Source organism: Nocardia aurea, assembly GCF_003123685.1.
Lineage (GTDB): Bacteria > Actinomycetota > Actinomycetes > Mycobacteriales > Mycobacteriaceae > Nocardia > Nocardia aurea.
The window spans coordinates 244,254-268,754 of record NZ_QCYJ01000021.1; the positions used below are offsets into that span (position 1 = coordinate 244,254).

Annotated in this window: 24 protein-coding genes; 9 read left to right on the plus strand and 15 right to left on the minus strand. The window is 68.2% G+C overall.

Going from position 1 to position 24,501, the window contains the following annotated elements:
• Positions 1-62: 62 nt before the first annotated feature.
• On the plus strand, positions 63-809 hold the full coding sequence (locus tag DAT37_RS08725; RefSeq protein ID WP_109524195.1) for a hypothetical protein: 747 nt from the start codon (positions 63-65) through the stop codon (positions 807-809).
• Here DAT37_RS08725 and DAT37_RS08730 read toward each other — a convergent pair whose 3' ends face one another.
• Both DAT37_RS08730 and DAT37_RS08735 read right to left on the minus strand, forming a co-directional pair.
• Positions 810-1,976, minus strand: coding sequence for a PQQ-dependent sugar dehydrogenase (locus DAT37_RS08730; RefSeq protein ID WP_109524487.1), 1,167 nt, complete (start codon positions 1,974-1,976; stop codon positions 810-812).
• Between the two features lie 165 nt (positions 1,977-2,141).
• Entirely contained in the window at positions 2,142-3,074 is a 933-nt protein-coding gene (locus DAT37_RS08735; RefSeq protein ID WP_232839597.1) for a DUF5995 family protein, read from the minus strand.
• Between the two features lie 475 nt (positions 3,075-3,549).
• Here DAT37_RS08735 and DAT37_RS08740 point away from each other — a divergent pair, with 475 nt between their 5' ends.
• On the plus strand, positions 3,550-3,759 hold the full coding sequence (locus DAT37_RS08740) for a hypothetical protein (protein WP_109524196.1): 210 nt from the start codon (positions 3,550-3,552) through the stop codon (positions 3,757-3,759).
• A 58-nt stretch (positions 3,760-3,817) separates the two neighbouring features.
• Here the strand turns inward: DAT37_RS08740 and DAT37_RS08745 are convergent, their stop codons facing one another.
• The 4 genes from DAT37_RS08745 to DAT37_RS08760 form a co-directional block, all read right to left on the minus strand.
• A complete protein-coding gene (locus DAT37_RS08745) occupies positions 3,818-5,539 on the minus strand; it encodes a serine/threonine-protein kinase (RefSeq protein WP_109524197.1) in 1,722 nt (573 codons plus the stop codon).
• Positions 5,540-5,632: 93 nt separating this feature from the next.
• Complete coding sequence (locus DAT37_RS08750; RefSeq protein WP_109524198.1) at positions 5,633-6,553, minus strand: LLM class F420-dependent oxidoreductase; 921 nt, start codon at positions 6,551-6,553, stop codon at positions 5,633-5,635.
• Positions 6,554-6,756: 203 nt separating this feature from the next.
• Entirely contained in the window at positions 6,757-8,421 is a 1,665-nt protein-coding gene (locus DAT37_RS08755; protein ID WP_109524199.1) for an alkaline phosphatase D family protein, read from the minus strand.
• A 146-nt stretch (positions 8,422-8,567) separates the two neighbouring features.
• Complete coding sequence (locus DAT37_RS08760) at positions 8,568-9,602, minus strand: Lrp/AsnC family transcriptional regulator (protein ID WP_232839598.1); 1,035 nt, start codon at positions 9,600-9,602, stop codon at positions 8,568-8,570.
• Here DAT37_RS08760 and DAT37_RS08765 point away from each other — a divergent pair.
• Together DAT37_RS08765 and DAT37_RS08770 are read left to right on the plus strand one after the other, a co-directional pair.
• Entirely contained in the window at positions 9,601-10,470 is an 870-nt protein-coding gene (locus DAT37_RS08765) for a VOC family protein (protein WP_109524201.1), read from the plus strand. The genes DAT37_RS08760 and DAT37_RS08765 overlap by 2 nt on opposite strands.
• Before the next feature lie 220 nt (positions 10,471-10,690).
• Entirely contained in the window at positions 10,691-10,978 is a 288-nt protein-coding gene (locus tag DAT37_RS08770) for a hypothetical protein (protein WP_109524202.1), read from the plus strand.
• 22 nt (positions 10,979-11,000) lie between these two features.
• Here DAT37_RS08770 and DAT37_RS08775 read toward each other — a convergent pair whose 3' ends face one another.
• Positions 11,001-11,573 carry a TIGR03086 family metal-binding protein gene (locus tag DAT37_RS08775; protein ID WP_198654154.1) on the minus strand — a complete coding sequence of 191 codons (573 nt, stop codon included), beginning with the start codon at positions 11,571-11,573 and terminating at the stop codon, positions 11,001-11,003.
• A gap of 159 nt (positions 11,574-11,732) precedes the next feature.
• Here DAT37_RS08775 and DAT37_RS08780 point away from each other — a divergent pair, with 159 nt between their 5' ends.
• A complete protein-coding gene (locus DAT37_RS08780; RefSeq protein ID WP_109524203.1) occupies positions 11,733-12,206 on the plus strand; it encodes a gluconokinase in 474 nt (157 codons plus the stop codon).
• Here DAT37_RS08780 and DAT37_RS08785 read toward each other — a convergent pair.
• The 3 genes from DAT37_RS08785 to DAT37_RS08795 form a co-directional block, all read right to left on the minus strand.
• On the minus strand, positions 12,203-13,009 hold the full coding sequence (locus tag DAT37_RS08785) for a M50 family metallopeptidase (RefSeq protein WP_109524204.1): 807 nt from the start codon (positions 13,007-13,009) through the stop codon (positions 12,203-12,205). The two genes, DAT37_RS08780 and DAT37_RS08785, sit on opposite strands and share 4 nt — an antisense overlap.
• 118 nt (positions 13,010-13,127) lie before the next feature.
• The gene (locus DAT37_RS08790; protein WP_109524205.1) at positions 13,128-14,177 is read right to left on the minus strand and encodes a Gfo/Idh/MocA family oxidoreductase; all 1,050 of its coding nucleotides are present in this window, start codon (positions 14,175-14,177) and stop codon (positions 13,128-13,130) included.
• 37 nt (positions 14,178-14,214) lie between these two features.
• Positions 14,215-15,012, minus strand: a complete 798-nt coding sequence (locus DAT37_RS08795; protein WP_109524206.1) for a class I SAM-dependent methyltransferase — start codon at positions 15,010-15,012, stop codon at positions 14,215-14,217.
• Positions 15,013-15,115: 103 nt separating this feature from the next.
• Between DAT37_RS08795 and yczE the strand changes: the two genes are divergently transcribed.
• Entirely contained in the window at positions 15,116-15,883 is a 768-nt protein-coding gene (yczE, locus tag DAT37_RS08800; protein WP_232839599.1) for a membrane protein YczE, read from the plus strand.
• Here yczE and DAT37_RS08805 read toward each other — a convergent pair.
• The gene (locus tag DAT37_RS08805; RefSeq protein WP_109524207.1) at positions 15,796-16,557 is read right to left on the minus strand and encodes a siderophore-interacting protein; all 762 of its coding nucleotides are present in this window, start codon (positions 16,555-16,557) and stop codon (positions 15,796-15,798) included. The two genes, yczE and DAT37_RS08805, sit on opposite strands and share 88 nt — an antisense overlap.
• Before the next feature lie 142 nt (positions 16,558-16,699).
• Between DAT37_RS08805 and DAT37_RS08810 the strand changes: the two genes are divergently transcribed.
• Positions 16,700-17,527: an NADPH-dependent oxidoreductase gene (locus DAT37_RS08810; RefSeq protein WP_109524208.1), complete on the plus strand. Its 828-nt coding sequence runs from the start codon at positions 16,700-16,702 to the stop codon at positions 17,525-17,527.
• Positions 17,528-17,580: 53 nt separating this feature from the next.
• On the opposite strand, the gene DAT37_RS08815 is transcribed toward DAT37_RS08810, so the two are convergent.
• From DAT37_RS08815 to DAT37_RS08825, 3 genes are all read right to left on the minus strand, one after another.
• Positions 17,581-18,615 carry an LLM class flavin-dependent oxidoreductase gene (locus DAT37_RS08815; protein WP_109524209.1) on the minus strand — a complete coding sequence of 345 codons (1,035 nt, stop codon included), beginning with the start codon at positions 18,613-18,615 and terminating at the stop codon, positions 17,581-17,583.
• A 12-nt stretch (positions 18,616-18,627) separates the two neighbouring features.
• The gene (locus DAT37_RS08820; protein ID WP_232839640.1) at positions 18,628-20,055 is read right to left on the minus strand and encodes an MDR family MFS transporter; all 1,428 of its coding nucleotides are present in this window, start codon (positions 20,053-20,055) and stop codon (positions 18,628-18,630) included.
• An 87-nt stretch (positions 20,056-20,142) separates the two neighbouring features.
• Positions 20,143-20,895, minus strand: coding sequence for an LGFP repeat-containing protein (locus tag DAT37_RS08825; protein ID WP_109524211.1), 753 nt, complete (start codon positions 20,893-20,895; stop codon positions 20,143-20,145).
• A 934-nt stretch (positions 20,896-21,829) separates the two neighbouring features.
• On the opposite strand from DAT37_RS08825, the gene DAT37_RS08835 reads away from it, so the two are divergent.
• The gene (locus DAT37_RS08835; protein WP_408637380.1) at positions 21,830-22,930 is read left to right on the plus strand and encodes a cytochrome P450; all 1,101 of its coding nucleotides are present in this window, start codon (positions 21,830-21,832) and stop codon (positions 22,928-22,930) included.
• A gap of 13 nt (positions 22,931-22,943) precedes the next feature.
• Complete coding sequence (locus tag DAT37_RS08840; RefSeq protein ID WP_109524214.1) at positions 22,944-24,164, plus strand: cytochrome P450 family protein; 1,221 nt, start codon at positions 22,944-22,946, stop codon at positions 24,162-24,164.
• A gap of 39 nt (positions 24,165-24,203) precedes the next feature.
• On the opposite strand, the gene DAT37_RS08845 is transcribed toward DAT37_RS08840, so the two are convergent.
• Positions 24,204-24,407 (minus strand): hypothetical protein, encoded by a 204-nt coding sequence (locus tag DAT37_RS08845; RefSeq protein WP_109524215.1) that lies wholly within the window; start codon positions 24,405-24,407, stop codon positions 24,204-24,206.
• Positions 24,408-24,501: the final 94 nt, after the last annotated feature.

Genomic DNA, 24,501 nt, shown 5'->3' on the forward strand with positions numbered 1-24,501 from the left:
CCGCACGGGATCTCCACAATTCGACCAGGTTCCACGCACATCGACTTCCTAGGGTTGCGCCCATGGAGAGTTTGTTGCTCGGCAAGGGACAGACCGTCGATTTCGCGCGGTGGACGCGGGAATTCGAGGCGAAGGCGATCGCGCGCGGCACGGCCGGTGACCCGGATTGGCCCCGTGGCGCGCGTCTGGATCCCGCGGTGATCCGCAGTATCCAACGGTTCCAGGTCGGTGAGAGCGGCGACGGCGCGAACCTCATCGCCAAGGCGGATGGTGCCGGAGATCCCGAATACGCCGCCGCAGCAAGGCTGTTCATCGCGGAGGAACGCAATCACGCCCGCCTGCTGGCGTTGCTGCTCCGCTCGGCAGGCGCCCCGACCATCGCTCATCACTGGACCGATCTCGTGTTCACCCGCCTGCGCAGGGCGCTCGGTCTCCGGCTCGAGTTGATGGTGCTGATGGTCGCGGAAGTCGTCGCGCTCCAGTACTACCGCCTGCTGCGCGGCGGGACGTCCGATCCGCTGACCACGCAGGTCGCCGCGCTGATCCTCAGCGAGGAGAAACGCCACATCCCGTTCCACTGCCAACGCCTGCGCGCGGACTTCGCGACGAGTTCCCGAGCCGTGCGATGGATGGCGCTGTCGGCGTGGTGGACGGTCCTCGTCGGCGCCACGATCGTGGTCGCCCACGATCACGGGCCCGCTCTGCGCGAGTTCGGTTGCTGTCGTGGGGATTTCGTGCGACAGGTGCTCGGGCTCTTCCGAACCATCGCCCCGACGGCCATCTCACCGTTCGGTCGGTCCGCGCGCTGATCATCGCGCGGGGAATCGCAGGATCCGGTCGTCTCCCGCGCGAACGTCTCCGCGTCCGTCGGTATTCGAGGTGGTGAGCCAGAGCGCGCCGTCCGGGGCGACGTTCACCGTCCGCAAGCGTCCGTAGCTGTCTCGTAACAGGTCGTGCGGATCGACGAGTCCGTCGCCGGTGATCGTCGCGGTCCAGAGGCGTTCACCGCGCAACGCCGCGACGTACAGGGTGTCACCCGCGATCGCGATCCCCGACGGAGAAGCCTCGGAGGTCGACCAGGTCAGTTCCGGGTCGACATACCCCCGTTCACCCCCGCCCGCGCCCTCCACCGCGGGCCAGCCGTAGTTCGCGCCGGGTCGGATCAGGTTGATCTCGTCGAGCCGGTTCTGCCCGAATTCCGCGGCGAACAGACGTCCCGACCGGTCCCAGGCCAGGCCCTGCACATTGCGGTGCCCCAGGCTGAACACCGGCGATCCGGCGATCGGATTGCCCGGTGCGGGAACACCTTCGGGGGTCAGGCGCAGGATCTTCCCGTTCGGGCTCTCCGGGTCCTGCGAGCGCGCGGTCTGCCCGGCGTCGCCGGTGCCGACATAGAGCATGCCGTCCGGGCCGAAGGCGATGCGACCGCCATTGTGATTGCCCGCCTTCGCGATTCCCGTGAACACCGGTGCGGGTGTCCCGTCGAGCCGGAAGCGGACGATGCGATTATCGTCTGCCGCGGTGAAATACGCGTAGATGTAACCATTTTCGGCATAGTCGGGGGAAACCGCCAATCCGAGCAGGCCGCCCTCGCCCCGGGCGACCACACCGGGGACCCGATAGACCTCTTCCGGCGCGCGCCCCGGCGCGATACGCAGAATCCGGCCCGAATCCCGCTCGGCCACCAGTGCGGCGCCGTCCGGCAGGAATGCCAGCCCCCACGGCACCTCGATATCCCGGGCGATTTCCTCGCCCGTCCCGAGATCGGGGATGCCCGACGGTGTGCTGGGCGCCGTGCTGCTGACCACGGTCGTGGTGTCGGGCGCGGTCGGTGTGTCCGAACACCCCGTGAGCGCGAGCGCGAGGCCGACGATCGCGATCGCCGCCCGTCGACGTCGCGCCGATCCGACCGTCGTCGCAGGTGGACGCGTCGTCCACGGGGAAATCGTGTCCGCACGCCGGTCCCGGCTCGTCATCTCGGTCGCCTCGATCCCGTCGTGGTTGCCTTTCCCGACGATAACCGTCCCCGGTCGGGTGCGCGGGAACGCGACGCTGCCGGGCCGTCTCCGCGATGTGCCGCCGGGCGCCACGGCCGAAGCCGCTGACCGACGCGGCTTCGCCGAGCGACGGGGCGCGCCGGACTACAGGCCGCCGATCCCCGCGAGTACGCCGAACGCGGCATCGGCCGCCCGCCACAGCACGTCGATCTCCGCTGCGGCGGCGGGCGCGAGAACGGGATCTTGCAGGGCCAGACCGTTGGCGAAGATCACCACGTTCGCGCCCGCGTCGGCGAGTCGGAGCAGCGCACCGCTGCCAACCCCGGCCCCGAACACGGCATCGAGCCCTTCGCCGAGAAAATAGAACCGCCACAGCGGGCCGAGGTTCCCGCCGTACACCCGCTCGGTCTCCGCCACGATCAAATTTCCCTGCTGCGCGATGACGTCCACGATGCGGAAATAGTCCGCCGCGTTCGCGGGTGTACCACGCACGGCCGCAACGGAATACGACAGATCGACACTCAGATGCGCGTTGTATCCGGCCATCGCGACCTGCGCGGGCGGCAGTTCGCACTGCCGGGTGAGCTCGAAATAACGCGCCCACTGCGCCTGCACCGCAGCGCCGGTGAATTCGGCGTGCACATTCCGGAGAAACCGCGACAGCAATTCCAGGCTGATCCGATGCGCCCACTCCGGATCGTCGAAAACCCCCGACGAACGCTGAAGCGGCATCACCGCCGCCCGTTCCACGGCGTCGAGCCCCAACGGGAACAGTCCACGCCGATCGCGATGGCGCACGAAGATCTCGGTGATCCGCCGATGATTCTCCACCGCCAGCTCGAGCCGCTCCATCGACGACCCGCGCAGAGCGTCGGTATCGGACAACTCGACGATCGTCTCGATCTCGTCGCGCCCCAGCGCGGTGCCGCAGGCCCGATCGAGCGGTGCGGCCGCGACGACGGGAGATCCGAGCGCCACCAGCACCGCGACCAGCACCACGAGCATCCCCGCCCGCAGCCCGACGCCCACCGTCCGTTCGTCACATTCGAGCTGAATCGCGTTGCGTTCGTTCGTCATCGCGGCTCCGAGTGCACTCGTCGGGGTGATGCGGGATTGCCGATGCGCGGAAACCGGACACCTCGAGTGATCGCACCGCCTGGCCGCGTAGGAGCCTACCGAAGATCACCGCCCCGAGCGCGTCAGCGACGACGTGTCGCTCTCGGGATGGCGCTACCGACGGCAAGGAGATGAAGACCGGACTCGGCACCCGAGCAGGTGTACGACGTAGCCAGCCCGGTGCCCGACCATACGCGGCGTTGCACGTCGGTAGCGGGCAGTCACCCGCGCTGCACGTGTCCGATCGGGCGAATATTGTGGACTGCGAATGCTTTTGGTAGGTTGTAGAAGCTGGCGGGGGAGTACATTCTGACGTTTTCGGCAGCGCATACAAGGGGAGTTCGATCTGCTGTGTAGGTCGAACTAGTGATATCTGTTTCGTGCGACGACGCATGAGGACGATATTTGCTTCAACCATTACGGAGGGGATTTCACTATGCGTAAATTGCTCTATTTCGTGGTGTCCGCGAGTGCGGCGGCGTCGGTGATCGTGGGGACTGCGGGTGTCGCCTCGGCACAGACCCTCACCGAGTACTGCATCGCGGGCGGTGGCAGGGTTGTCACCCAATACAATCCACCGAAGGGGACGATAACGATCTGCCAAGGTGGGCGGCTCAACGGACATGTGTTGTCGGTCAACCGCTAGGGCCTGAAGCCCGGGCGACGTGGTGCGCCCGGGCTTCCCGAACCGGATGGTTCGTCGATTACTGGACCTTGCGCAGTACTCCGGCCATGTTGCCGGCGAGACCGGATGTCGTATAGGACAATGAGCCGTCTGCTTGCAACGTCAGAGTGGATTCGGAGCCGTCGTCGATGCACCCGCCGCCGTTCTCTGTCAGGCGGGCAGTCAGAACTATCTCTGTCTCATTGGCGGAATTGAGTCTTTCCGCGCGCACACAGCGCGCGCCCGCCAGCTTGCCGGTATTCGACGACTCACCGACCTCGTCGCCGATTCCGCCTTCACCGAGGACCACTTCGATATCGAAGGTGAACACGGCGTCCTTCGCGGTTCCGCGCCAGCTGCCGAGGAAAGCCTGCGGCACCTCTGTATCCGACGAGGCGCTGGTCGACTCCGGTTCGGTGGTGTCGGTCGACTCGGTGTCGGTGTACTCCTCGGTGCTGGTCTCGGAGCTGTCGGCACTGTCCTTCGAATCGTTGTGCAGGCGGGTGCCGATGAAGAAGGCGCCGAAGGCGACGGCGATCGCGACGACGAGGAGTCCGGCGATCAGCGCGGCACGCGTGCGGTTCTTCGGCGGGGACGGCGGCGGCGCGGACACGGCGTCGACATATCTGCCCGGCTGTGGCATCGATCCGGGCTGCGTCGATCCCTGCGGCGTCTGCCATCCCGAGGACGGGGCCGGGGTGTTGTGCCGAGTGGGTTCGTGACGACCGGGGGCCGAGGGATCGCCTCCGGGGCCGAACCTCTCGTACTGTCGCGAGGGCGCCGTGTACGGCGTCCGTGCGGTCGGCGGCGGCGTGAAGGACACGGAACCGGTTGCGGGGGAGTGCGATCGGATCTCGGGGGGCAGGTCGTGCGGTCCGGAGTCCAGGTCGAGCAACTGCACGGCCCGGCGGCTCACCTCGTGCACGACCGGACTCGGGAGCCATCCGCCGTCCTCGGGCATCCCGAGCAGGTCGAGTTGCTCCATCAATTGCCGTGGCGTCGGCCGTGCGGCGACATCCTTGGACAGGCAGGACGCGATGAGCGGTCTGAGGCGTTCGGGGACGGCGTCGAGTCGCGGCTCCTCGTAGACCACCCGCCACAGCATGTGCACCGTGTCGCCGGTCCCGAACGGGCCGTGTCCGGTGGCCGCGAAGACGAGAATCCCACCGAGAGCGAATATATCGCTGGCGGGCACCACCGGTTCGCCCGTGACCTGCTCCGGGCACATGAAACCCGGAGAACCGATCACCTTGCCGGTCGTGGTGAGCGCGGTGTCCTCCACGGCACGCGCGATACCGAAATCGATCACCTTCGGGCCGTCCAGCGCGAGCAGCACATTCGACGGTTTCAGGTCGCGGTGCACCACCCCCGCGCCGTGGATGGCGGCGAGAGCTTCGGCCAGACCGCGCGCGAGCACCTTCACCGCGTCCTCGGTGAAGGTGCCGAACCGCTCCACCGCTTCGGAGAGGGAGAAACCCGCGACGTAGCCGGTCGCCAGCCACGGCGGATTCGCGTCGACGTCGGCGTCGAGCACCGGCGCGGTGAATCGCCCGTCGACCCGCCGCGCCGCGGTCACCTCGCGTCGGAAACGCATCCGGAATTCGCCGTCGCCGATGAGATCGGGACGGATCACCTTGACCGCGACCGTGCGCCCGCCCGCGTTGCGCCCGAGATAGACCCGGCCCATCCCGCCGGAGCCGAGCACGCCCAGCAGCCGGTAGTCACCGATCCGTCGCGGATCGTCCATGCCAAGCGGTTGCATCGCGAACGCTGTTCCCTTCGAACGGACCGAACATTCGAAAGGCTACCCACCCGGCCCGCGGTAGGCGTCATCCGCGGACATATCGACCGTCGCTCAGAGCTGTGAGCGCACCTCGGAGGCGATGAGTTCCAGGTGCGCGAGATCGTGCAGATCGAGGATCTGGAGGTAGATCCGGCTCGTACCGGCAGCGGCATAGGCGCCGATCTTGTCGACCACTTCGGCGGGCGAGCCCGCCAGACCGTTGGCCTTCAACTCCGCCACGTCGCGCCCGATCGCCTCGGCACGCCGCGCCACGTCGGCGTCGTTCGCGCCGACGCACGCCACCAGCGCGTTCGAATAGACCAGATCCTCGGGCCTGCGTCCGCGTGCCCGCGCGGTCGCCCGCACCCGTTCGAACTGTCGGGCCGAATCCTCGGCGGACGCGAACGGCATATTGAATTCGGTCGCGTATTCCGCCGCGAGCGCCGGGGTGCGGGTCGCGCCGGTGCCGCCGATGACGACGGGAATCGGATCCTGCACCGGTTTGGGCAGCGCGGGCGAATCGGCGAGCCGGTAGTACTTGCCGTCGAAATCGAAGGTGTCGCCGAGTTTGGTCGACCACAGCCCGGTGATGATCGCCAGCTGTTCGGCGAGTCGGGCGAATTTGTCGGCGGGGAAGGGGATGCCGTAGGCGGCGTGCTCCTCGGCGAACCATCCGCTGCCGAGACCGAGTTCCACCCGGCCGCCGGACATCTGATCCACCTGGGCGACCTGGATGGCCAGCGGGCCGGGCAGTCGGAAGGTGGCGGCGGTGACCAGGGTGCCGAGCCGGATGCGCTCGGTATCGCGCGCGAGCCCGGCCAGGGTGATCCAGGCGTCGGTGGGGCCCGGCAGCCCGTCCGAGTCGCCCATGGCGAGGTAGTGGTCCGAGCGGAAGAACGCGTCGAACTCCAACTGCTCGGCGGTCTTCGCCACGGTCAGCAGCGTGTCATAGTTCGCGCCCTGCTGCGGCTCGGTGAAAATGCGCAATTTCATGGATTCCGACACACAACCTCCAGCGAATTCGCGGTATTTGTGTGTTCATGGGATCACACCTCGTCGTCGACGGGCGTGTGGGGGCGCGACGGCGCGAGCGATCGGGGTCGCCCGCGTGTCCCACGGCTACGCGGGCCCGACGTGCGCCCGGATGTCAGCGCAGTGGCGTCAGCCGGCGTTCCCGCCGCCTGGTTGCCGCCTTGTCACCGGCTGCTGTCGGAGGCTCCCGCGAGTTCGTCGGTCTCCGGTTGCGGTGCGCGGTCGGGGTCGGCGGGGCGGTCGGGACGCCACGCCTCGACGACTCCGGGAATTCCGTCCTGCACGATATAGGTCGCGCGGGTGTGGACCGGCGCTCCTGGTCTCTCGACGAAGGGCACGACCCGGAAGTCGTTGCGCCACAGGTGCTGGTCGACCTCGACGCGGACGTAGCCGCGCTGGGCGTTGAAGAATCTCAGGTCCGGGTTGGCGTCGAGCAGACGCCGTCCGTGGTCGTAGATGTCGACGCCGTCACCGCCGCTGGTCAGCGAGGTGCCGGTGAATTCGCTGCCGACCACCGGGGAGTCGGGATCGGCGTAGTCGCGGCGCAGGTCGGAGGCGTAATTCTCGTGCCGGTCACCGGTGATGACGACGAGGTTGCGGACATCGCGGTCGGTGGCGGCGCCGAGCAGGGCATCGCGGTCGGCGACGTAGCCGTCCCAGGCGTCGGTGGACACGGCTGTAGCCGGTCCGGGGTCGTGATCGGTCTGGCCGAGCGGCACCTGGTTGCCGATGATCTGCCATCGGGCGCGCGAGCGCGCGAATCCGTCGACGAGCCAGTCCCGTTGCGCGCCGCCCAGAATCGTGCGGTCCGCGGCGGTGCGGTCTTCGCGTTCGGTGGTGATGTCGCCGTTGAGACTGCTCTGCCTGGTGCGGTACTGGCGGGTGTCGAGCATGGTGATGTCGGCCAGATCGCCGTAGTGGTAGCGACGGTGCAGGTGTACGTGGGCGCCCGACGGTCGTTGCGCCAGGCGTAGCGGCTGGTGTTCGTACATGGCGCGGAACGCGGCGGCGCGGCGCGCTCGGAACACGACGGGGAGGATGTCGATGTCGATATCGATGCCGGAGGAGCCGGCCGCCCAATTGTCGTCGACCTCGTGATCGTCCATCGTGACCAGCCACGGAAACAGCGCGTGGGCGCGTTGTAATGGTTGCTCGACCTTGGACAGCGCGTAGCGCAGCCGATAGCCCGCCAGGTCGCGGGCCTCCGGGCGCAGGTGCGATTCCACCGCCCTGCCGGTGCGCCGACCCGATACGGCGTCCTCGTAGATGTAGTCACCCAGGTGCACGACCAGATCGATGTCCTCGGCGGCGATGTGCTCGTAGCCGGTGTAGTAGCCGTCGCTCCAGGCCTGACAGGAGGCGAATACGAAACGTAGTCGGTCGGGGTGGCTGTCGTAGGCGGGCGCGGTGCGTGTCCGCCCGACCGGCGAGATCGCCGAACCCGTGCGGAATCGGTAGTAGTACCAGCGATCCGGCGCCAATCCGTCGACCTCGGGATGCACGCTGTGGGCCAGTTCCCTGGTCCCCACCGCCGCGCCGCGACGAACGACCCGGGCGAAGCGCTCGTCCTCGGCGACCTCGTATTCCACGGTCACCGGCGCCATCCCCATCCCGCCCGCACCGTCCGGTGCGAACGGATCGGGGGCGAGTCGGGTCCACAGCACCACGCCGTCGGGCGTGGGATCACCCGAGGCGACCCCGAGGGTGAACGGGTCGCCCGACATTCGTGGGGCGCGGAATCGGCTACTGCCGACCGCCGACGTTCCCACCAGCAGCGCCGCCGATCCGGCGGTGCCGACCCTCAACAACTGCCGACGGGACAAGCTCATACTCGACGGTACACGAAAAGCGGAGGACTTACCTCCGATTATTGTAGGGCGTGCTCCTACCAGGAGATATTCGGTGCTATCCGCTGAAGATCAGGCTCCGCGAGCAGTCCGCCGTGAGGCTCGTGCGTGCGCCCCGCAGTGGTGGCTCAGAGGGGCGCCGCGCGTTTGACGATCGAGGTGATCGGCGCGGTCTCCACGTGCCGCACCCCGTCGATCGCGCCGATGCGTTCGGTGAGATAGCCGAAAAGTCCCTCCGAATCCCGGCACACCGCGACGGCGACGATGCTGTGCGCTCCGGTCGTCGCGCACGCGTGCGCGATCTCCGGATGCGCGGCGAGCGCGCGGCCCACCGCGAGCAGGTGGGCGGGAGAGACGTCGAGCCAGAGCGCTGCTTGGACCGGGTAACCGAGGACGGCGGCATCGACTTCGACGTCGAAGCGCAGAACCCGGTTGCGGCGCAACTCTTCCAGTCGCCGCCGTACCGCCGAATCGGACCACCCGAGCCCACGGGCCAGGTGCTGGTAGTCGGTGCGGCCGTCGCGTGCCAGCGCGGGCAGCAGACGGCGGTCGAGATCGGTCAGCGCGATCCGGCCCGATTCCTCCGATCGCGGTGTGGACAGCGCGAGAATCTGATCCGGGGTCAGCGCGGAGGTCCGACCCGGCCACTGTCTGTCGGTCAGGTGGCGCAACAGTCGCTGGGTGTCGAGTGAGACGACCTGCGGCGCGCGGCTCAGTGACGCCACCGACGGCGGCTGTTCACCGTCGACCCGCAGGATCGCGGTCACCTCGCTCCCGCCCGACAGGACGATCACCCACGCCGTGTCCGGTCTGCGGGCCAGATCCCCGGCGACGGCGACGACACCGCCCGGACGCACGCGGATCCGGAGGAACCATTCGGCGTATCCGATCCGCCCGCTGTCGGGAACGCCGGTGACGCGGGCGAGTCCGTGCGCGCGCAGGCGGGCGAAACGACGCGCGACCGTCCGGTCGGCGACGTCGAGAACCTCCGCGATCCTGCTGAACGGCGCGCGCCCGTCGACCTGGAGTGCGTGCAGCAGTCCGCGATCGACGGCGTCCAGGGTGACCGAATCCACCGCTCCAGGGTAGGACAGTGTCGGATTGCGTCGTGGCGGCGATATTCCGGTGACGCGCACGTCTCCCGGTCGCAGGCTCGCAGCCATGACAGAAGTATCGGGTTTTCACCATGCCGGGATCGTCACCCGCGATCTCGACGGGCTGGTGCGGCGCTACACAGAACTCGGATTCACCGTGAGCCCGCGCTCGCGGCAACTGCTCGGCGCGGGCGCCGGTGAGCCGCCGGTACGGGGACGCACGGCCGACCGGTGCGTCCTGTTCGGTGACTCCTCCATCGAACTGTTCGACATCGTCGACGAATCCGCTCCCGATCCGTGGCACACCCGCGTCATGGTCGAGCGCTACGAGGGGTTGCGCCTGTTGAACCTGGAAACCGTCGATGCCGTCGTATCCGCCGAGCGGCTGGCGGCGGCGGGGCTGCGCACGTCCGAAGTGGTCGACCTCGCCTGCGATGTCGACACCGAGGACGGTGTCCGCACTGTCCGGGCGAAGGCGGTGCATATCGATCCGCGTTCGACACCGGAGGGATATCTCGGCCTCGCTCAATATCTCACGCGCGACTACGCGCACCGGCCGCGCACTATCGTCCACGACAACGGCGCGCGAGGGATCGGCGCGGTCCTGATCGTCGCGAGCGACGACGCGTTCGACGCGATCGTGGACCGCTACACGCGCATCCTCGAACTGTCCCCGTACGAGGAGGGACCGCTGACGCTGCTCCGAACCGGTTCCGTCCACGTGGAATTCGTGCGGTCGGCCGATGTCGAGAAGGTGCTGCCGGGCGAACCGATCCCCGGAGGCTCCTACCTCGCGGCCATGACGATCCGCGTCGACGATGCCGCCGAGGCGCGCGATATCGTCGAGGACAACGGCATCCCGACCCAGCCGACCGGTGACGGATTCTTCGTCTCGGCGCGCGATGCCTGCGGGGCGGGTCTGTTCTTCACCGGTTGAGGCTGTGGCGTCGGTCGTTGGTGGTCACGGGAACGGTGACCACGATCCCTGGATAGCGGAGTGGAACCGCGCTACCCTGATCGACGTTCGGCCGAGGGGTGCAGGTGGGATGTGTACGTATCGGAAATGTCGGGGCGAACAGTGACCAGCGGTGGCCTTGCGCACGGATGGACATCGAAGGTGGTCGGGCCTCGTCGCGGGAGCGGATAGGAGGGCGACGGTGGACGTCGATGACGCGCGCCGTTTCGCGGCGCATGTATGGCAGCGTCAGGATTGGACGCGATCCGAACGCCTGGCCGCGGTGAAAGCCGACGCACACGCGCGCGGAAAGGAGCCGTTCGATCTCGGCCGTCTCGAATCATTGTGCGACACAAGCGACTCGGGACGCGTCGACCCGACGCACTGGCGTCAACGCCGCTTCGAGTTGATGTACTACAGCCATCCCGAGATGATGACGATCGAGGATCTCGCCGAACACATCATGGTTGCGCGGGGCTGGATGCAGTGACCCGGCGGCCTCGGTCGCGCGGTCACATCTCGCGCCCGAGGAACGCGGCGAGTCGATCGGCGGGGTGGTCGGAGGATGTCGGGACCGCCGGTCCGAAGAGGCCGACGCCGTCCGGTCCGCGGTGACTGTCGAGCACCCAGGTTCGGGCGTCGGCGAGGAGTCCGTCGGCCAGTTCGGGATCGAGATTCGTCGAATGTCCCACCGCGCGAGCGAGATCCCAGCCGTGGATGAACTGGTCCTGGGTCGACATGACCAGTAGCGCGCTCGCGGGGAGACCGCCGCCGAACAGCGAGGCGTCGGCGCGCAGGGCTCCGAAGGCGGCCAGCGTCTGTCGAATACCGTCGTCGTAGGTGTCGAGATAGTCACCGACGGTGTGGTTCTCGTCGGTATCGGCGACCCGACCGGTGATGCCGTCGATCGCGTCGCGGGCCGAGCGTGTCGCGTCGATCACGTGGCGGATCAGTGCGCCCACGTTCCAGGAGGCGCACGGCGTCGGCGCGTCGAGCTGGTCGTCTCGGACGACCGCGAGAACGGCGCGGGTGCTTGCGAACGCGCGCCGTAATCCGTTGGTGTTCAAGGTCGAAGGATCGTTCATGGTTCGTCTCCCTGGTCGGCCCGCCTCGAGCTGAGGTACTCTTCAGCGTGACGGATATCCTGGCCCGCGCCAACGTCGACGTGCTCACCCATATCTGGATGAGCACCCTGTACGCGCGTGACTGAGCGCGGGGAACGCGTGCCGCCGATCGTCGTCGTGATGGGGGTGTCCGCGTCGGGCAAGTCGACCGTCGGTCCGCGCCTGGCCGCCGCGCTCGAGGTCGAATTCGCCGACGGCGACGATTTCCACCCGGCGGCGAATATCGAGAAGATGGCCGCGGGTGTCGCGCTGACCACCGCCGACCGGATTCCGTGGCTCGACGCCGTCGCCGCCTGGCTGGTCGCGCATCGCTCCTCGGGCGGCGTCGTCGCCTGTTCGGCGCTCGAGCGCGGATATCGGGACCGCCTGCGCGTGGCGGCGCCAGCCTTCTTCGTGCATCTCGATGTCGCCCGCGCCGAACTCGAACGCCGAATACGCGCCCGCGGTGGTCATTTCATGCCAGCGACACTCCTGGACTCCCAACTCGACACCCTGCGACCGCTGGCCGCCGACGAGCGCGGGCTCACCGTCGACGCGACAGGTCCACCGGCCGAACTGGTTCGGACGGTGGTCGCCGCGCTGGCCGCGGGCTAGCCGCCGGTCGATGCCGGGGCCGGGCACGATTCGCCCGACACCACCGGAATGCACACCCCGGTCGCGTCCGAGAGCAGCAGGCCGCCGCCGACCACCAGCGCCGCGACGGCGATCGCGCCGAAGAACAGCACCCACAGGATGCCGGGAATGCGGGTGAGCCCGGCCAATTGGTCGGCGTCGGAGCCGACGTTGTGCGGTGTGTTGCGCAGTCGCCGGGAACGGCCGCGCTGCAACTCGATCACCGGCCGCGCCCCCGCGAGCAGCAGGAACCACGCGCCGAGGAAGGCGACCGCGGCCTGCACGGTATCGGTGCCGAACCAGGACACCGCGAAAATCGTGGCGCCGAGGGCGAAGACGGTGCACAAGCCGTAGACGTTGCGCACTTTGATCAGCACCGCGGCGAGCAGCACGATGGAGGTCCACAGCATCAAGGTGATGCGCTCCGCGCCGAGCAGCGCCGCGAAACCGAGGCCGAGCAGCGGGGGAGCGGGATAGCCCGCCATGGCGGTGAGAATCATGCCGGGGCCGTAGGGTTTCCCGCTGGAAACGGTCAGACCCGAGGTGTCCGAATGCAGGGTGATGCTGTCGAGACGTCGTCCGGTGAGCAGCGCGATCAGGGCGTGCCCGCCCTCGTGCGCGATGGTCACCACATTGCGGGTGATCCGCCACAGCGGCCCGTAGGCCACGAGGACCAGGGCGACCAACCCGGTCACGACCACCAGCCACCACGGTGGCGGTACTTGCGTTGTCGTCAGCCGATCCGCGATGGAGGCGCCGCGATCGACCAGTTCCGCTCTGTCCACCGCCGCACCCTATCCGCCGAACCGCGTGCCCGCTCGGGCTCCGTTCCAGGATGCGGTCTGCCGCGCTGTTCCGTCGCCGATCGCGCGGATATGCCCGCGAGCCGGGCGTGGCGCGGGATCAGACCCGCACGATCCGCTCGGTCTGCGCCGATTCCCGCGCGGCTTCGAGTAGTCGTGTGGTGACGAGCGCGTCGTACGGGTCGACGGGGACCGGTGTGCCGTCGAGCACGGCGGCGGCCATCGCGGCGTAGAAGGCGGGATAGTCGCCCGGCAGGGTGGGCTCGGGCGCGGGATCGGGTTCCGCGCCGAAGGTTCCCCACCGATCGGATTCGACAGTGCCCCAACCCTCGTCACCGGGACGGCGTCCCGCGCGCAATGCCTCCTCCTGCGGATCGAGTCCGAAGCTGCGATAGCCCGCTGTCGAACCGAGCACCCGGAATCGGGGCCCGAGCAGCGGTGTGACCGCGCTCGCCCACAGGTGTGAGCGCACCCCACAGGCGTGGGTGAGAGCCAGGAAGACGTCGTCGTCGGTCCGGATCCCCTCGCGTCGTCGGTCGAGTTCGCAGTACACCGAGTGCACCGGACCGAACAGGGCGAAGGCCTGGTCGAGGAGATGACTGCCGAGATCGAACAGCAGCCCGGCGCCCTGCTCGGGCGCCCCGCTCTCGCGCCAGCCGCCCTTGGACACCGGGCGCCACCGCTCGAACCGGGATTCGAATCGTCGTACCTCGCCCAGTCGCCCGGACGCGATCAGGCTGGCGACGGTCAGGAAATCCCCGTCCCAGCGCCGGTTCTGGAAGACCGACAGCGCGACACCGGCCGATTGCGCGGCGGCCAGCACCTCCTCGGCCTCGGCGCAGGTCACGGCGAACGGTTTGTCCACCACGACGGCGACTCCGGCCCGCAGTGCGCGCTGCGCCAACGGCGCGTGGGTGTCGTTCGGAGACGCGATCACGAGCAGATCCAGCGTGCCGATGTCCTCGAAGAGCGCGTCCACATCCGGTACCACGCGCACGCCCGGATGATCCCGGCGCGCCTGCTCGGCCCGCCGCGCCGACCCGGTGACCACGGTCGCCAGCCGCGTACGCGGTTCCGCGGCGATCAGCGGCGCGTGGAATACCGATCCGGCGAGTCCGTATCCGACGATGCCGACCTCGAGGATGCTCATCACCGCGACGCTACCGGCCTCGCGGCGTGGTGTTCGCTCAGCGGCGTCGTCCGACGGTGAGCGTCGCGGACCAGTGTCGGGTGAGCCGGTCGTCCGGTCTTTCGGCCAGGCGGCGACGGATCTCTCGGTAGAGGTACCCGCGCTTCGCCGGGGACATCGCGATATGGCCGGAGAAGGTGTCGAGCAGCGCGATGTAGGAGTCCGCCGAATAGTCGATCGACCACAGGTAGCGGTGGGACGCGGTCACCTCGAACCGGCCCGAGTCGACGAATTCGTCCGCGGTGGTGTCGATCCGCTGGTCGGGCGGGGGCGGCGGCCACACGGGGACCCTCTCGTCGATCTCGTCGTAGACCCGCTGGATGTCGGTGAAGAACGGGTCGAATCCTTCGGGAAAGGCATGGTCGGCGGCCCATACCGCCAGATGGCCGCCTGGGCGCAGCAGCGCCGCGGCACGTTCGTACTTCACGGTCGGGTCGACCCATTTCCACGCGGTGGCCGCGTAGATCAGGTCGAACGCGACCTCGCGTCCCGGATCCCATTCCTCGAACGCCGAGGTGATCACCGAGACCCGAGGGAATTCGGCGAGCCGCCGCCGCGCCGTCGCCGCCATCGACGCGCCGAGTTCGACCGCCGTGATCGCGAAACCCGCTCCGGCCAGCGCGATGGTGGCTGTGCCCGGACCGCAACCGATTTCGAGCAGCGCGGCGGACGCGGTCACCCCGGTCTCGGCGATCAGGTCGGCGAACAACGCGTCGGGATAGCCCGGACGCGCGTCCCCGTAATGTGCCGCGGCGGTGTCGAACGTCGCGCGCAGTACCTCACGGTCGGTGGCCATGCGTTCATGGTAGAGGTGAATCCCCGGCTGCCCCTGCGAGAGTCGGTCCAGTAGTGGGGCAGTGGCCCTGTTTTCGGGAGCCAGTGGCCGTCAGGCTGGTGTGATGTTGTTTCGGCGGCTCGCCGCGCTGTATTCCGGACTCTGGTTGTACGGGTTCTCCATGGCCGTGATGGTGCGGGCCGGACTCGGGCTGGACCCGTGGGACGTCTTCCACCAGGGCATCGCCTGGCACATCCCGCTGAGTTTCGGTGCGGTGACGGCGGTCACGGGAGTGGTCGTGCTGCTGGCCTGGATCCCGCTGCGACAGCGGCCGGGGCTCGGGACCGTCAGCAATGTCGTGGTGATCGGGATCTCGGTCGACATCGGATTGTGGCTGCTGCCGCAAGGGCACGACCTGCCGGTGCGGCTCGGCGCGATGCTCGTGGCCGTGGTGCTCAATGCCGCCGCGACGGTGCTCTATATCGGTGCGGGGATGGGACCGGGGCCCCGCGACGGACTGATGACGGGTCTGGTTCGCCGCACGGGTCTCTCGGTTCGATTGATACGCACGGGTATCGAGGTGACGGTGCTGTCCGTGGGCTGGATACTCGGCGGCAGCGTCGGGATCGGGACGGTCGTCTACGCGTTGGGGATCGGGCCGCTCATCCAGCTCATGATCCCCGCTGTCCACGGCCGCCTACCGGGATTCCGCGCCGAGGACCCCGCCGAACCCGTCGCGGCGCGGCTGTCGGGCGACGCCGAGACGGCGGGAGGCGCGGAACCCGCCCCGGCCTCGGTGGACGCTCAACTCGCGGCGGGCGCGGATTCCTCGGTCGCGAGCGCGGCCTTCCACTCGCGGAAACCTTCTTCGGTGCGGCCGCGTCGCCAGTAGCCGGAGATCGAATTGGCCCACTCGGCGGAGACGTTGCGTTCGCGGCGGATGTAGCGACGCAGATCCCGCATGACCGCCTGCGCCTCGCCGTGGATGAAGACCTGGACCTGTCCCTCGTCCCACGGCGCGGCGCGCACCGCCTCGGCGAGCGCCTCGCCCGGTTCGCGACTGCCGCGATGCAGCCAGGTGAGTTCGACGCCGTCCGGCTTGACCAGCGGAAGTTCGTCGTCGGGCCCGGCGACTTCGACGAAGGCGCGTCCGACGGCGGTGCTTTCCATGGCCTCCAGCGCGGCGGCGATGGCGGGCAGCGCCGCCTCGTCGCCGGCCAGCAGATGCCAGTCGGCGTCGGCGCGCGGCGAGTACGCCCCGCCCGGTCCGTAGAGATCGATGGTCTGGCCCGGTTCCGCCGTCGCGGCCCACGGGCCGGCGACACCCTCGCTGCCGTGATAGACGAAATCGGCGGACAACTGTCCGGCGACCGGATCGATCGAGCGGACGGTATAGGTGCGCAGCACCTCGACGCCGTCCCGGTCGAAGATGAATTTCACGTAGGAGTCGGTGAATTCACTCGGACGGAACGCGGCGAAGCCCGGTCCGCCGAGGTGGACCCGGATGAGATGCGGGGTCAGCCACTCGGTGCGTTGCACGGTGAGGGTGGTGCGGGGTCGCGCCAAGATTGCCTCCGGAAGTTCGATAAATTAGGTATGCCTAACCAACACTACCTGTCGCCTGCGGTCCTCGGCGCGGTGGTCGGGTTCGGTTCAGGGTGACGCTTACCGCAGACACGCGGTGCCGCACGGGCCAGGATGACAATTCATGACGCAGACCGTGCCGACCCCCGCCCACATCGTTCAGCAGCGATACCGGGACGCCGACCCGGCCGACCCCGCGCACTGGAATCCGGTCCTGCAGGTCCTGCACGAGCATCGATCGGTGCGCAGGTATCTGCCCGATCCGGTCTCCGACGACACCCTGCGGCTGCTGGTGTCCGCGGCCCAGTCGGCGCCCACCTCGTCCAATCTCCAGGTCTGGAGTGTCGTCGCGGTCCGCGATCCGGAACGCAAGGCGCGCCTGGCCGCGGTGGCGGGTGATCAGCGACATATTCTGCAGGCGCCGGTGCTGCTGGTCTGGACCGCCGATTTCGCTCGGCTGCGTCAGCTCGCGGGCGACCGGGATGCCCCGCTCGACGGCGCGGACTATCTCGAGTCCAGTTACGTCGGGTTCATCGACGCCGCGTTGGCCGCGCAGAACGCCGTCGTCGCCGCGGAATCGCTCGGTCTCGGCACCGTCTACATCGGGGCGTTGCGTAACAAGCCCGAGGTCGTCGCGGCCGAAATCGGTCTGCCCGAACATGTTTTCGCGGTTTTCGGTCTCGTGGTCGGCCACCCCGACCCCGCCGAGGACGCGAGGGTCAAACCGCGCCTGCCGCAGCAGGCGGTGCTGCACCACGAGACATACGGCCTCGAGACGCAGCGCGACCACGTCACCGAATACGAGGGCAGGATCGCGCAATTCTATGCCGAACAAGAACTTTCGCATTCGTGGACCGATCGCGTGCTGACCAGGCTCGCCTCGGAGGCGAGCCTGAACGGACGGCACACGCTGCGTGAATCCCTGTTCAAACAGGGATTCCGACTGCGCTGACCGCGAATCGGGCCGTCGGCGACGCACGCCGACCCCGATCGCGCGGCCCTCGATCACGCGGCGACCTTCTCCTTGACGAGTTCGAAGGAACGCACCCGATCCTCGACGTCGTAGACGAGCGTATTGATCATCAGCTCGTCGGCGTGGGTGCGTTCCATCAGTTCGCCGAGCTGGCGCCGCACGGTCTCGGGTGAGCCGAGCGCCTGGCCTTCGCGGCGCGATAGGATGAACTGCCGCTCCCGGTCGCTGAGCGGATATCTCGCCGCCTCCTCGGGAGTCGGCAGCGCCTGTGGCCTGCCACCGGCCAGATGCAGGAATGCCAGGTCACGTGGCAGCGACAATTCCTCGGCCCGCTCGTCGGTGTCGGCGCAGACCACGGCGACCGCGACCATCGCGTACGGCTTGTCCAGATGTTCCGAGGGGCGGAACTGCTCGCGATACAGCGCCAGCGCCGGTTCGGTGTTGGCGGCGGAGAAATGATGGGCGAAGGCGAACGGCAGGCCGAGCAGCGCCGCCACCTGCGCGCTGAAACCGCTCGAGCCGAGCAGCCAGATGTCGGGCTGCTCGCCGAGTCCGGGCGTCGCGGTGATGCCGGCGGAGTCGGTGCCACGAAAGTAGCGCAGCAGGGCCGCGAGTTCCTGCGGGAACGAATCGGCGTTGAGTCCCTCCCTGGTGCGCCGCAGCGCGAGCGCCGTCGCCTGATCCGTACCGGGCGCGCGTCCGATGCCCAGATCGACCCGGCCCGGATGCAGGGCGTGCAGGGTTCCGAATTGTTCGGCGACGACGAGCGGCGCGTGATTGGGCAGCATCACACCGCCGGAACCGATGCGAATGGTCGAGGTGGCGGCGGCCAGATGCGCCAGCAGCACGCTCGGGGCCGAACTGGCGATACCGGGCATGTTGTGGTGCTCGGCCACCCAGAAGCGGTGATATCCGAGTGCTTCGGTGCGCCGCGCGACCTCCGTCGTGGCCGCGAGCCCCTCGCCCGCGGTACGACCGGCCTCCACCGGCGCCAGATCCAGAACTGACAGCGGGACGTCAAGCAATGCGGCTCCTAGTCGTGGGATGACATCAAGAGCCAACGTCATCGGACCCGCGCCTTATTTCACCGCCGCCGGATCGACGACCGCCCGGCCCGGCATCATCGCCGACGCGGCGACCATGACCACCGCCATCGCGGCGATCGCGAGGAAGACCAGATGCACCGCTTCGGACAGGATCGCGGGCTCGGGATGGTCGGTATCGCCGATTCGGGAATTGACCATCGCGCCGAACACCGCGACGCCCACGGCGCTGCCCAGCGAACGGGCGAACATGTTGGCCGAGGTCACCACACCGCGTTCGGCCCATTCCGCGCTGGTCTGGGCGGCGATCAGGGTGGGAGTCGCGACCATGCCCATGCCGGCGCCGACCAGGAAACACGACGCCGCGACCTGCGCCAGCGTGGAATCCTCGGTGATCAGCAATGTGCTCGCGGCGCCGAGGGTGGCCAGTCCGCTGCCGATGAGCGCGGTGCCGCGGAAACCGATGCGCAGGTACACCTTTCCCGCCTGGGACGCGGCCAGCGGCCAGCCGAGGGTGAGCGCGCCGACTGTGAGACCCGCCACCAGCGCGCCGGTGCCGAGGACCCCCTGGGTGAAGGTCGGGACGTAGGAGGTGAGCCCGAGGACGATCGCGCCGACCAGTACCGACACCAGGCTGCTCGCGATCACCACGCGCCGGGTGAAGACCCACAGCGGCAGTACGGGATTCTCCGCCGCGCGTTCCACGAGCACGAACAGCACCAGGACCAGCGACCCGGCCGCGAAGATCCCGATACTGGTCGGCGAGGACCACGCCCACGCCTGACCACCTTCGAGGAGTCCGAGGATGAGTGATCCGGCCGCGACGGTCAGCAGGCCGGCGCCCAGGTAGTCGACACTGGTGCGCGTACGCGGCGCGGTCTCGCGGAAACTGCGCAACAGCATCCATCCCGCCACCGCCGACAGCGGTAGATTCACCAGGAAGATCCACCGCCAGCTGACGTACTCGGCGAAGACGCCGCCGAGCAGCGGGCCGAGCACCGCGGACATCGCCCAGACGCTGGCCAGATAGCCCTGCACTTTGGCCCGTTCGGACAGGGTGTAGAGATCGCCCGCGATCACCATCGTCATCGGCTGGATCGCACCCGCGCCGATTCCCTGCACCGCGCGGAAGATGATCAGCAGCACCATATTTCCGGCCAGGCCGCACAGCAGCGATCCGAGGGCGAAAACCACGATGCCGAACAGGATCACCGGTTTACGCCCGACGGTGTCGGCCAGTTTGCCGTAGATCGGCACCGTGACGGCCTGGGCCAGCAGGTATATCGAGAACAGCCAGGGGAACTGTGAGAAGCCGCCGAGACTGTCGGTGATGCTGAGGACAGCCGTGGCGATGATCGTCGAATCCAGTGCGACCAGGCCGGTCGACAGCATCAACGCCGCGAGGATCGGTCCCCGCTCCGATCGGAATCCGATGGCCGAATCCGCCGAATCCACTGTTCCGATCGCCACCGGCGGCCCCTCTCGCTCATTCATCCGACCATTCGGACGAACATATCCGCGACGAGGCTATTCCCGCACCGAATTATCCGGTCACGGCACCCAGGTGATGCGGCCGCCCTGGAAGTCCTGCGCCTTGCCGCCCTGGTAGTCGTATTCGTCGCTGGCAGGAAGGCCGTAGCGGCCGTTCTCCGCGCCCGCCCGGACCCAGTCGTCGCGCAGCGCGCCCCAGACGGTATGCGCGCCGGTACTCGGCGAGTAGTAGACCGCGCCGCCGGTGAACAGGTTGTATCTGCCGTTGTTCTTGGCGGCGGCCTCGTCGGTCAGCGGGTATCCCAGCGGGCCGCTCTCCCAGCCGGTGGCCGCCCATTTGTCCCGGATCGGTCCGCCCACCTGGTGCGCCGCGGTGCCGAGCGACCAGTAGATCGATCCGCGTTCGAAGTGGTTGAAGCGCCCGGAACCGGACGGGGTCACTTGCTCGGCGGTAACCGGGTAGCCGAGCGTCCCGGTTTCGCTGCCGAGTTCGGTCCATTTGTCGCGGATCGCCCCGTTCACCGAATGCGCGCCGGTCGCGGGCTGCCAATAGATCGCGGCATTGCGCGCGAACGTCTGGAACTTCCCGCCGCGGGCCGCGTCGGCTTCGGGAGCGGTCGGATCGCCGAAGACCGCGGGCCCGCCCTGCTGGTCGTATTCCACCTCGATCGCGCCGCCGACCTCGAAGGGGCCGATCGGCCGTGCGCCCGCCGTCGTCGCGGTCAGCATCAGACCCGCTGCCACGGCGGACAGTGCCAACGCGCCGCGACGGCGCGATCCGGACGGAACGTGTGTGCGAAGTGGCCGTGCCATAGAACTCCCCTGGAGACGTGGAATCGGTAGCCGGGAATTCGCGCCCGACGTTCGGCAATGCTCACCCGAAGCTACCAGCCGTGGTGTCGGCGCCGGGCACGGCCCGTGCCGTCACACACCCGGCCGACGGCAGGTCCGCCGCCCGCGATCTGTGCGTCCCCGCGCGGTACGGGCGCGAACGGTCGCGGGTGAATCGGACCGATGATTCTTGCCGTACCGTGCCTCGCTGGAGAAGCGATATCCGCCGGAAAACCCGCCCGCCGGGTCTTTCGGGCGCGGCCGACCCGCGCGGCATTTCGATCGGGAAGAAGCACGGGCGGATGGAAAGCCAAGTAGTAGAACATATCCGAGGATCGGGCGATCCATACACCGGGCGTCGAGGTGGAATCCTACCGCGATCGAACGCGTCGACGTTCCCGACTCCGGGCCGCCGAAGTGACCGTCGAATCTTGTTGACGCATCCGGCTTGCCGCCGGTTCGGTACTGATACCGTGGATGGCCGGTCGGGTTTCGGACGACTGGTGGGTACGCGCGCTCGATCGCTTCGATCTGTGAAATTGCCTGTTCCGTAGGCACTGTGGGTCGCTTCGGACGATCCGCCGCGTCCTGCCGCGGTTCCGGTGCGCGACCGGACCCCACGTCCGGGGTCACCGGGGTCGGCGGTGCGAGGGAAGGTCGAGCGGGACAAGTTGAGGCAGACACCGACACTCGCCCCTGTCGTCCGGGCGACATCCTGTTCCACCACTTGGAGTCATATCTTTTGAGCAACCCACGATCAGCCGCGTTCACTCCCCGAGCCGTCGACTCGAGCTCGTGCCCGGTCCAGCACGGATCGCCGGTCGACACCGACGGGCCCCGACTACCCCTGCACACTTCCGAATTCGCCGCGGACCCACACGCCGCCTATCGAGAAATGCGCAGACAGTACGGGTCGATGGCCCCGGTCGAAGTCGCGCCGGGTGTTCCCGCGACCCTCGTACTCGGGTATCAGACCGCACTGCGGGTCCTCAACGATCCCGATCACTTCCCGGCCGATCCTCGCGGCTGGCAGGACAGCATCCCCGCCGATTCCCCGGTCAAACCGATGATGGAATGGCACCCGAATGCGCTGCGTAACAGCGGCGCCGCGCACACGCGCTACCGGCAGGCCTACGTCGGCGCGATCGATGGGATCGACCTGCACGCCCTGCACGCCAAGATCGAGACGATCGCCGTTCCGCTGATCAACGCCTTCTGTACCACCGGTTCGGCGGATCTGGTGTCCCAGTACGCGTTTCCGCTCGTCTTCGAAGTGCTGAACCAGATGGTCGGCTGCTCGCCCGAACTGGGTCAGCGCGTGGCCACCGGTATGGCGATGCTCTTCGATACCGTCGAGGCGGCGCGCGGCATGGAGATGCTCAGCACGGCGCTGCTCGAGCTGATCGCGCTGCGGCGTGCCGAGCCCGGTGACGACGTCACCTCCCGCCTGGCCCACCACCCGGCGGGTCTGGACGACACCGAGATGCTGAGTCAGTTGATCAGCTTCTACGGCGCGGGTATCGAACCCCAGCAGAATCTCATCGCCAACACCTTGCTGCTCATGGTCACCGACGAACGGTTCGGCGGCAATGTCCTCGGCGGCGCGCTCTCGACCCGCGACGCCCTGGACGAGGTGCTGTTCAACGACCCGCCGATGGCGAATTTCTGCACGACCTATCCGAGGCAGCCCATCCTCATCGACAACACCTGGCTGCCCGCCCATCAGCCGGTCGTCATCAGCCTGTCCGGCTGCAACAACGATCCCGCCATCCGTGGCGGCGACCGGACCGGCAATCGCGCGCACCTGGCCTGGAGCGCAGGCCCGCACGCCTGCCCGGCCAAATCCGTGGCCTACATGATCGTGCAGGACGCCATCGACCAATTGCTCGATGCCCTGCCCGAATTGGACCTCGCCGTGCCCGCCGACCAGTTGGCGTGGCGCCCCGGCCCGTTCCACCGCGCGCTCGCCGCGCTGCCGGTCGTATTTCCACCGTCTCCCCCGATGAATCCGTTGTAAGGAGTTCCTTCCCATGGAAAATCAACCGATCGTCCTGGATCCGACCGGCGCGGACATCCAGGGCGAGGCGAGCAGGATCCGGGCCGCGGGACCGGTCACCGCGGTGGGTCTACCCGGCGGTGTGACCGCCTGGTCGGTGACCGACGCCGGGCTCCTGAAGAGTCTGCTGGCCGATCCCCGCGTCTCCAAGGACGCGCGTCAGCACTGGACCGCGTTCATCAACGGTGAGATCACCGAAGCGTGGCCGCTGCACGCGTGGGTAGCCGTCGACAATATGTTCACCGCGTACGGCCCCGAACACCGCAGGCTGCGTCGCTTGGTCTCGCCCGCGTTCACCCACCGGCGTTCCACCGCGCTGCGCCCGAGGATCGAGGAGATCACCGCCGAACTGCTCGACCGGCTCGCGCGGGTCCCGAACGGCGAGCCCGTCGATCTGCGTCAGGCCTACGCCTACCCCGTGCCGATCCGGGTCATCACCGAGATGATGGGCGTGCCCGAGCATCTCGGCCCCGGTATGCACACATGCGTCGACGGCTTCTTCGACATGTCCTTCGGACCCGAGGAGGCGCTGGCCAACTACCTGGAGATGTACCGGCTCGTGAGCGAACTCGTCGCCTTCCGGCGCGAGACGCCCGGTGACGACGTGACCAGCGTCCTGATCGCCACCCGCGACGAGGACGACGGTTCGCGCCTGACCGAGAAGGAACTCGTCGACACCCTGATCCTGGTCATCAACGCCGGACACGAGACCACCGTGAACCTGCTCGACCAGGCCATCTTCGCCCTGTTGACCCACCCTGAGCAGCGCTCCGAGGTCGTCGAAGGCCGGGCCGCGTGGTCCGACGTGGTCGAGGAGACCCTGCGCTACGAGGCGCCGGTGGCCCATATTCCGCTGCGCTACGCCGTCGAGGACATCGAGGTCGAGGGCACCGTGATCCCCAAGGGCGAACCCATCCTCGCGTCCTACGCCGCCGCGGGCCGCGACCCCGGCGTCTACGGCCCCACCGCCGCCACCTTCGATATCCACCGCACCACCAAGGACCACCTGTCCTTCGGCCACGGCGCCCACCACTGCATCGGAGCCCCCCTCGCCCGCCTCGAGGCCGCCATCGCCCTCCCCGCCGTCTTCACCCGATTCCCGAACCTGCGCCTCGCAGTCCCACCCGAGGAGTTGGACCCCGTAGGCAGCTTCGTATCGAACGGTCACCGAACCCTCCCCGTCTACCTGACCTGACCCCCGATCCCACCCCCGCCTGCCCACCAGGCCGCCGATTCACCTACCTATGTCGGCCTGGTCGATCGGACAGCTCACCGTGCGCGGTACGTCGATCCGAACATCGCCGATACGCGGGCCCGCCGCCGAGGTCGAGATTCCTGCTATTCGCACAGTGTCGGTGGGAACCGATTGATCCCCGAGAATGTCGAGTGCGCCGACGCCGGCCAGAATGATGATCGCGGTGGCTAGAAGTAGCTTCATGACCTGCTCCCGCTGGTAGGGCGAGTTCGATTGCCGAGGCCCGAGTCACTCGTGCGTGTCTCGCATCTCGTTTCGGTCGCTGAAAATTTGCTCA

Coding starts and splice junctions, on each gene's coding strand:
- DAT37_RS08725 (WP_109524195.1), top strand. CDS start 63: ATGGAGAGTTTGTTGCTCGGCAAGGGACAGACCGTCGATTTCGCGCGG.
- DAT37_RS08730 (WP_109524487.1), bottom strand. CDS start 1,976: ATGACGAGCCGGGACCGGCGTGCGGACACGATTTCCCCGTGGACGACG.
- DAT37_RS08735 (WP_232839597.1), bottom strand. CDS start 3,074: ATGACGAACGAACGCAACGCGATTCAGCTCGAATGTGACGAACGGACG.
- DAT37_RS08740 (WP_109524196.1), top strand. CDS start 3,550: ATGCGTAAATTGCTCTATTTCGTGGTGTCCGCGAGTGCGGCGGCGTCG.
- DAT37_RS08745 (WP_109524197.1), bottom strand. CDS start 5,539: ATGCAACCGCTTGGCATGGACGATCCGCGACGGATCGGTGACTACCGG.
- DAT37_RS08750 (WP_109524198.1), bottom strand. CDS start 6,553: ATGAAATTGCGCATTTTCACCGAGCCGCAGCAGGGCGCGAACTATGAC.
- DAT37_RS08755 (WP_109524199.1), bottom strand. CDS start 8,421: ATGAGCTTGTCCCGTCGGCAGTTGTTGAGGGTCGGCACCGCCGGATCG.
- DAT37_RS08765 (WP_109524201.1), top strand. CDS start 9,601: ATGACAGAAGTATCGGGTTTTCACCATGCCGGGATCGTCACCCGCGAT.
- DAT37_RS08760 (WP_232839598.1), bottom strand. CDS start 9,602: ATGGCTGCGAGCCTGCGACCGGGAGACGTGCGCGTCACCGGAATATCG.
- DAT37_RS08775 (WP_198654154.1), bottom strand. CDS start 11,573: ATGAACGATCCTTCGACCTTGAACACCAACGGATTACGGCGCGCGTTC.
- DAT37_RS08780 (WP_109524203.1), top strand. CDS start 11,733: ATGGGGGTGTCCGCGTCGGGCAAGTCGACCGTCGGTCCGCGCCTGGCC.
- DAT37_RS08790 (WP_109524205.1), bottom strand. CDS start 14,177: ATGAGCATCCTCGAGGTCGGCATCGTCGGATACGGACTCGCCGGATCG.
- DAT37_RS08795 (WP_109524206.1), bottom strand. CDS start 15,012: ATGGCCACCGACCGTGAGGTACTGCGCGCGACGTTCGACACCGCCGCG.
- yczE (WP_232839599.1), top strand. CDS start 15,116: ATGTTGTTTCGGCGGCTCGCCGCGCTGTATTCCGGACTCTGGTTGTAC.
- DAT37_RS08810 (WP_109524208.1), top strand. CDS start 16,700: ATGACGCAGACCGTGCCGACCCCCGCCCACATCGTTCAGCAGCGATAC.
- DAT37_RS08815 (WP_109524209.1), bottom strand. CDS start 18,615: ATGACGTTGGCTCTTGATGTCATCCCACGACTAGGAGCCGCATTGCTT.
- DAT37_RS08825 (WP_109524211.1), bottom strand. CDS start 20,895: ATGGCACGGCCACTTCGCACACACGTTCCGTCCGGATCGCGCCGTCGC.
- DAT37_RS08835 (WP_408637380.1), top strand. CDS start 21,830: ATGGCCCCGGTCGAAGTCGCGCCGGGTGTTCCCGCGACCCTCGTACTC.
- DAT37_RS08840 (WP_109524214.1), top strand. CDS start 22,944: ATGGAAAATCAACCGATCGTCCTGGATCCGACCGGCGCGGACATCCAG.
- DAT37_RS08845 (WP_109524215.1), bottom strand. CDS start 24,407: ATGAAGCTACTTCTAGCCACCGCGATCATCATTCTGGCCGGCGTCGGC.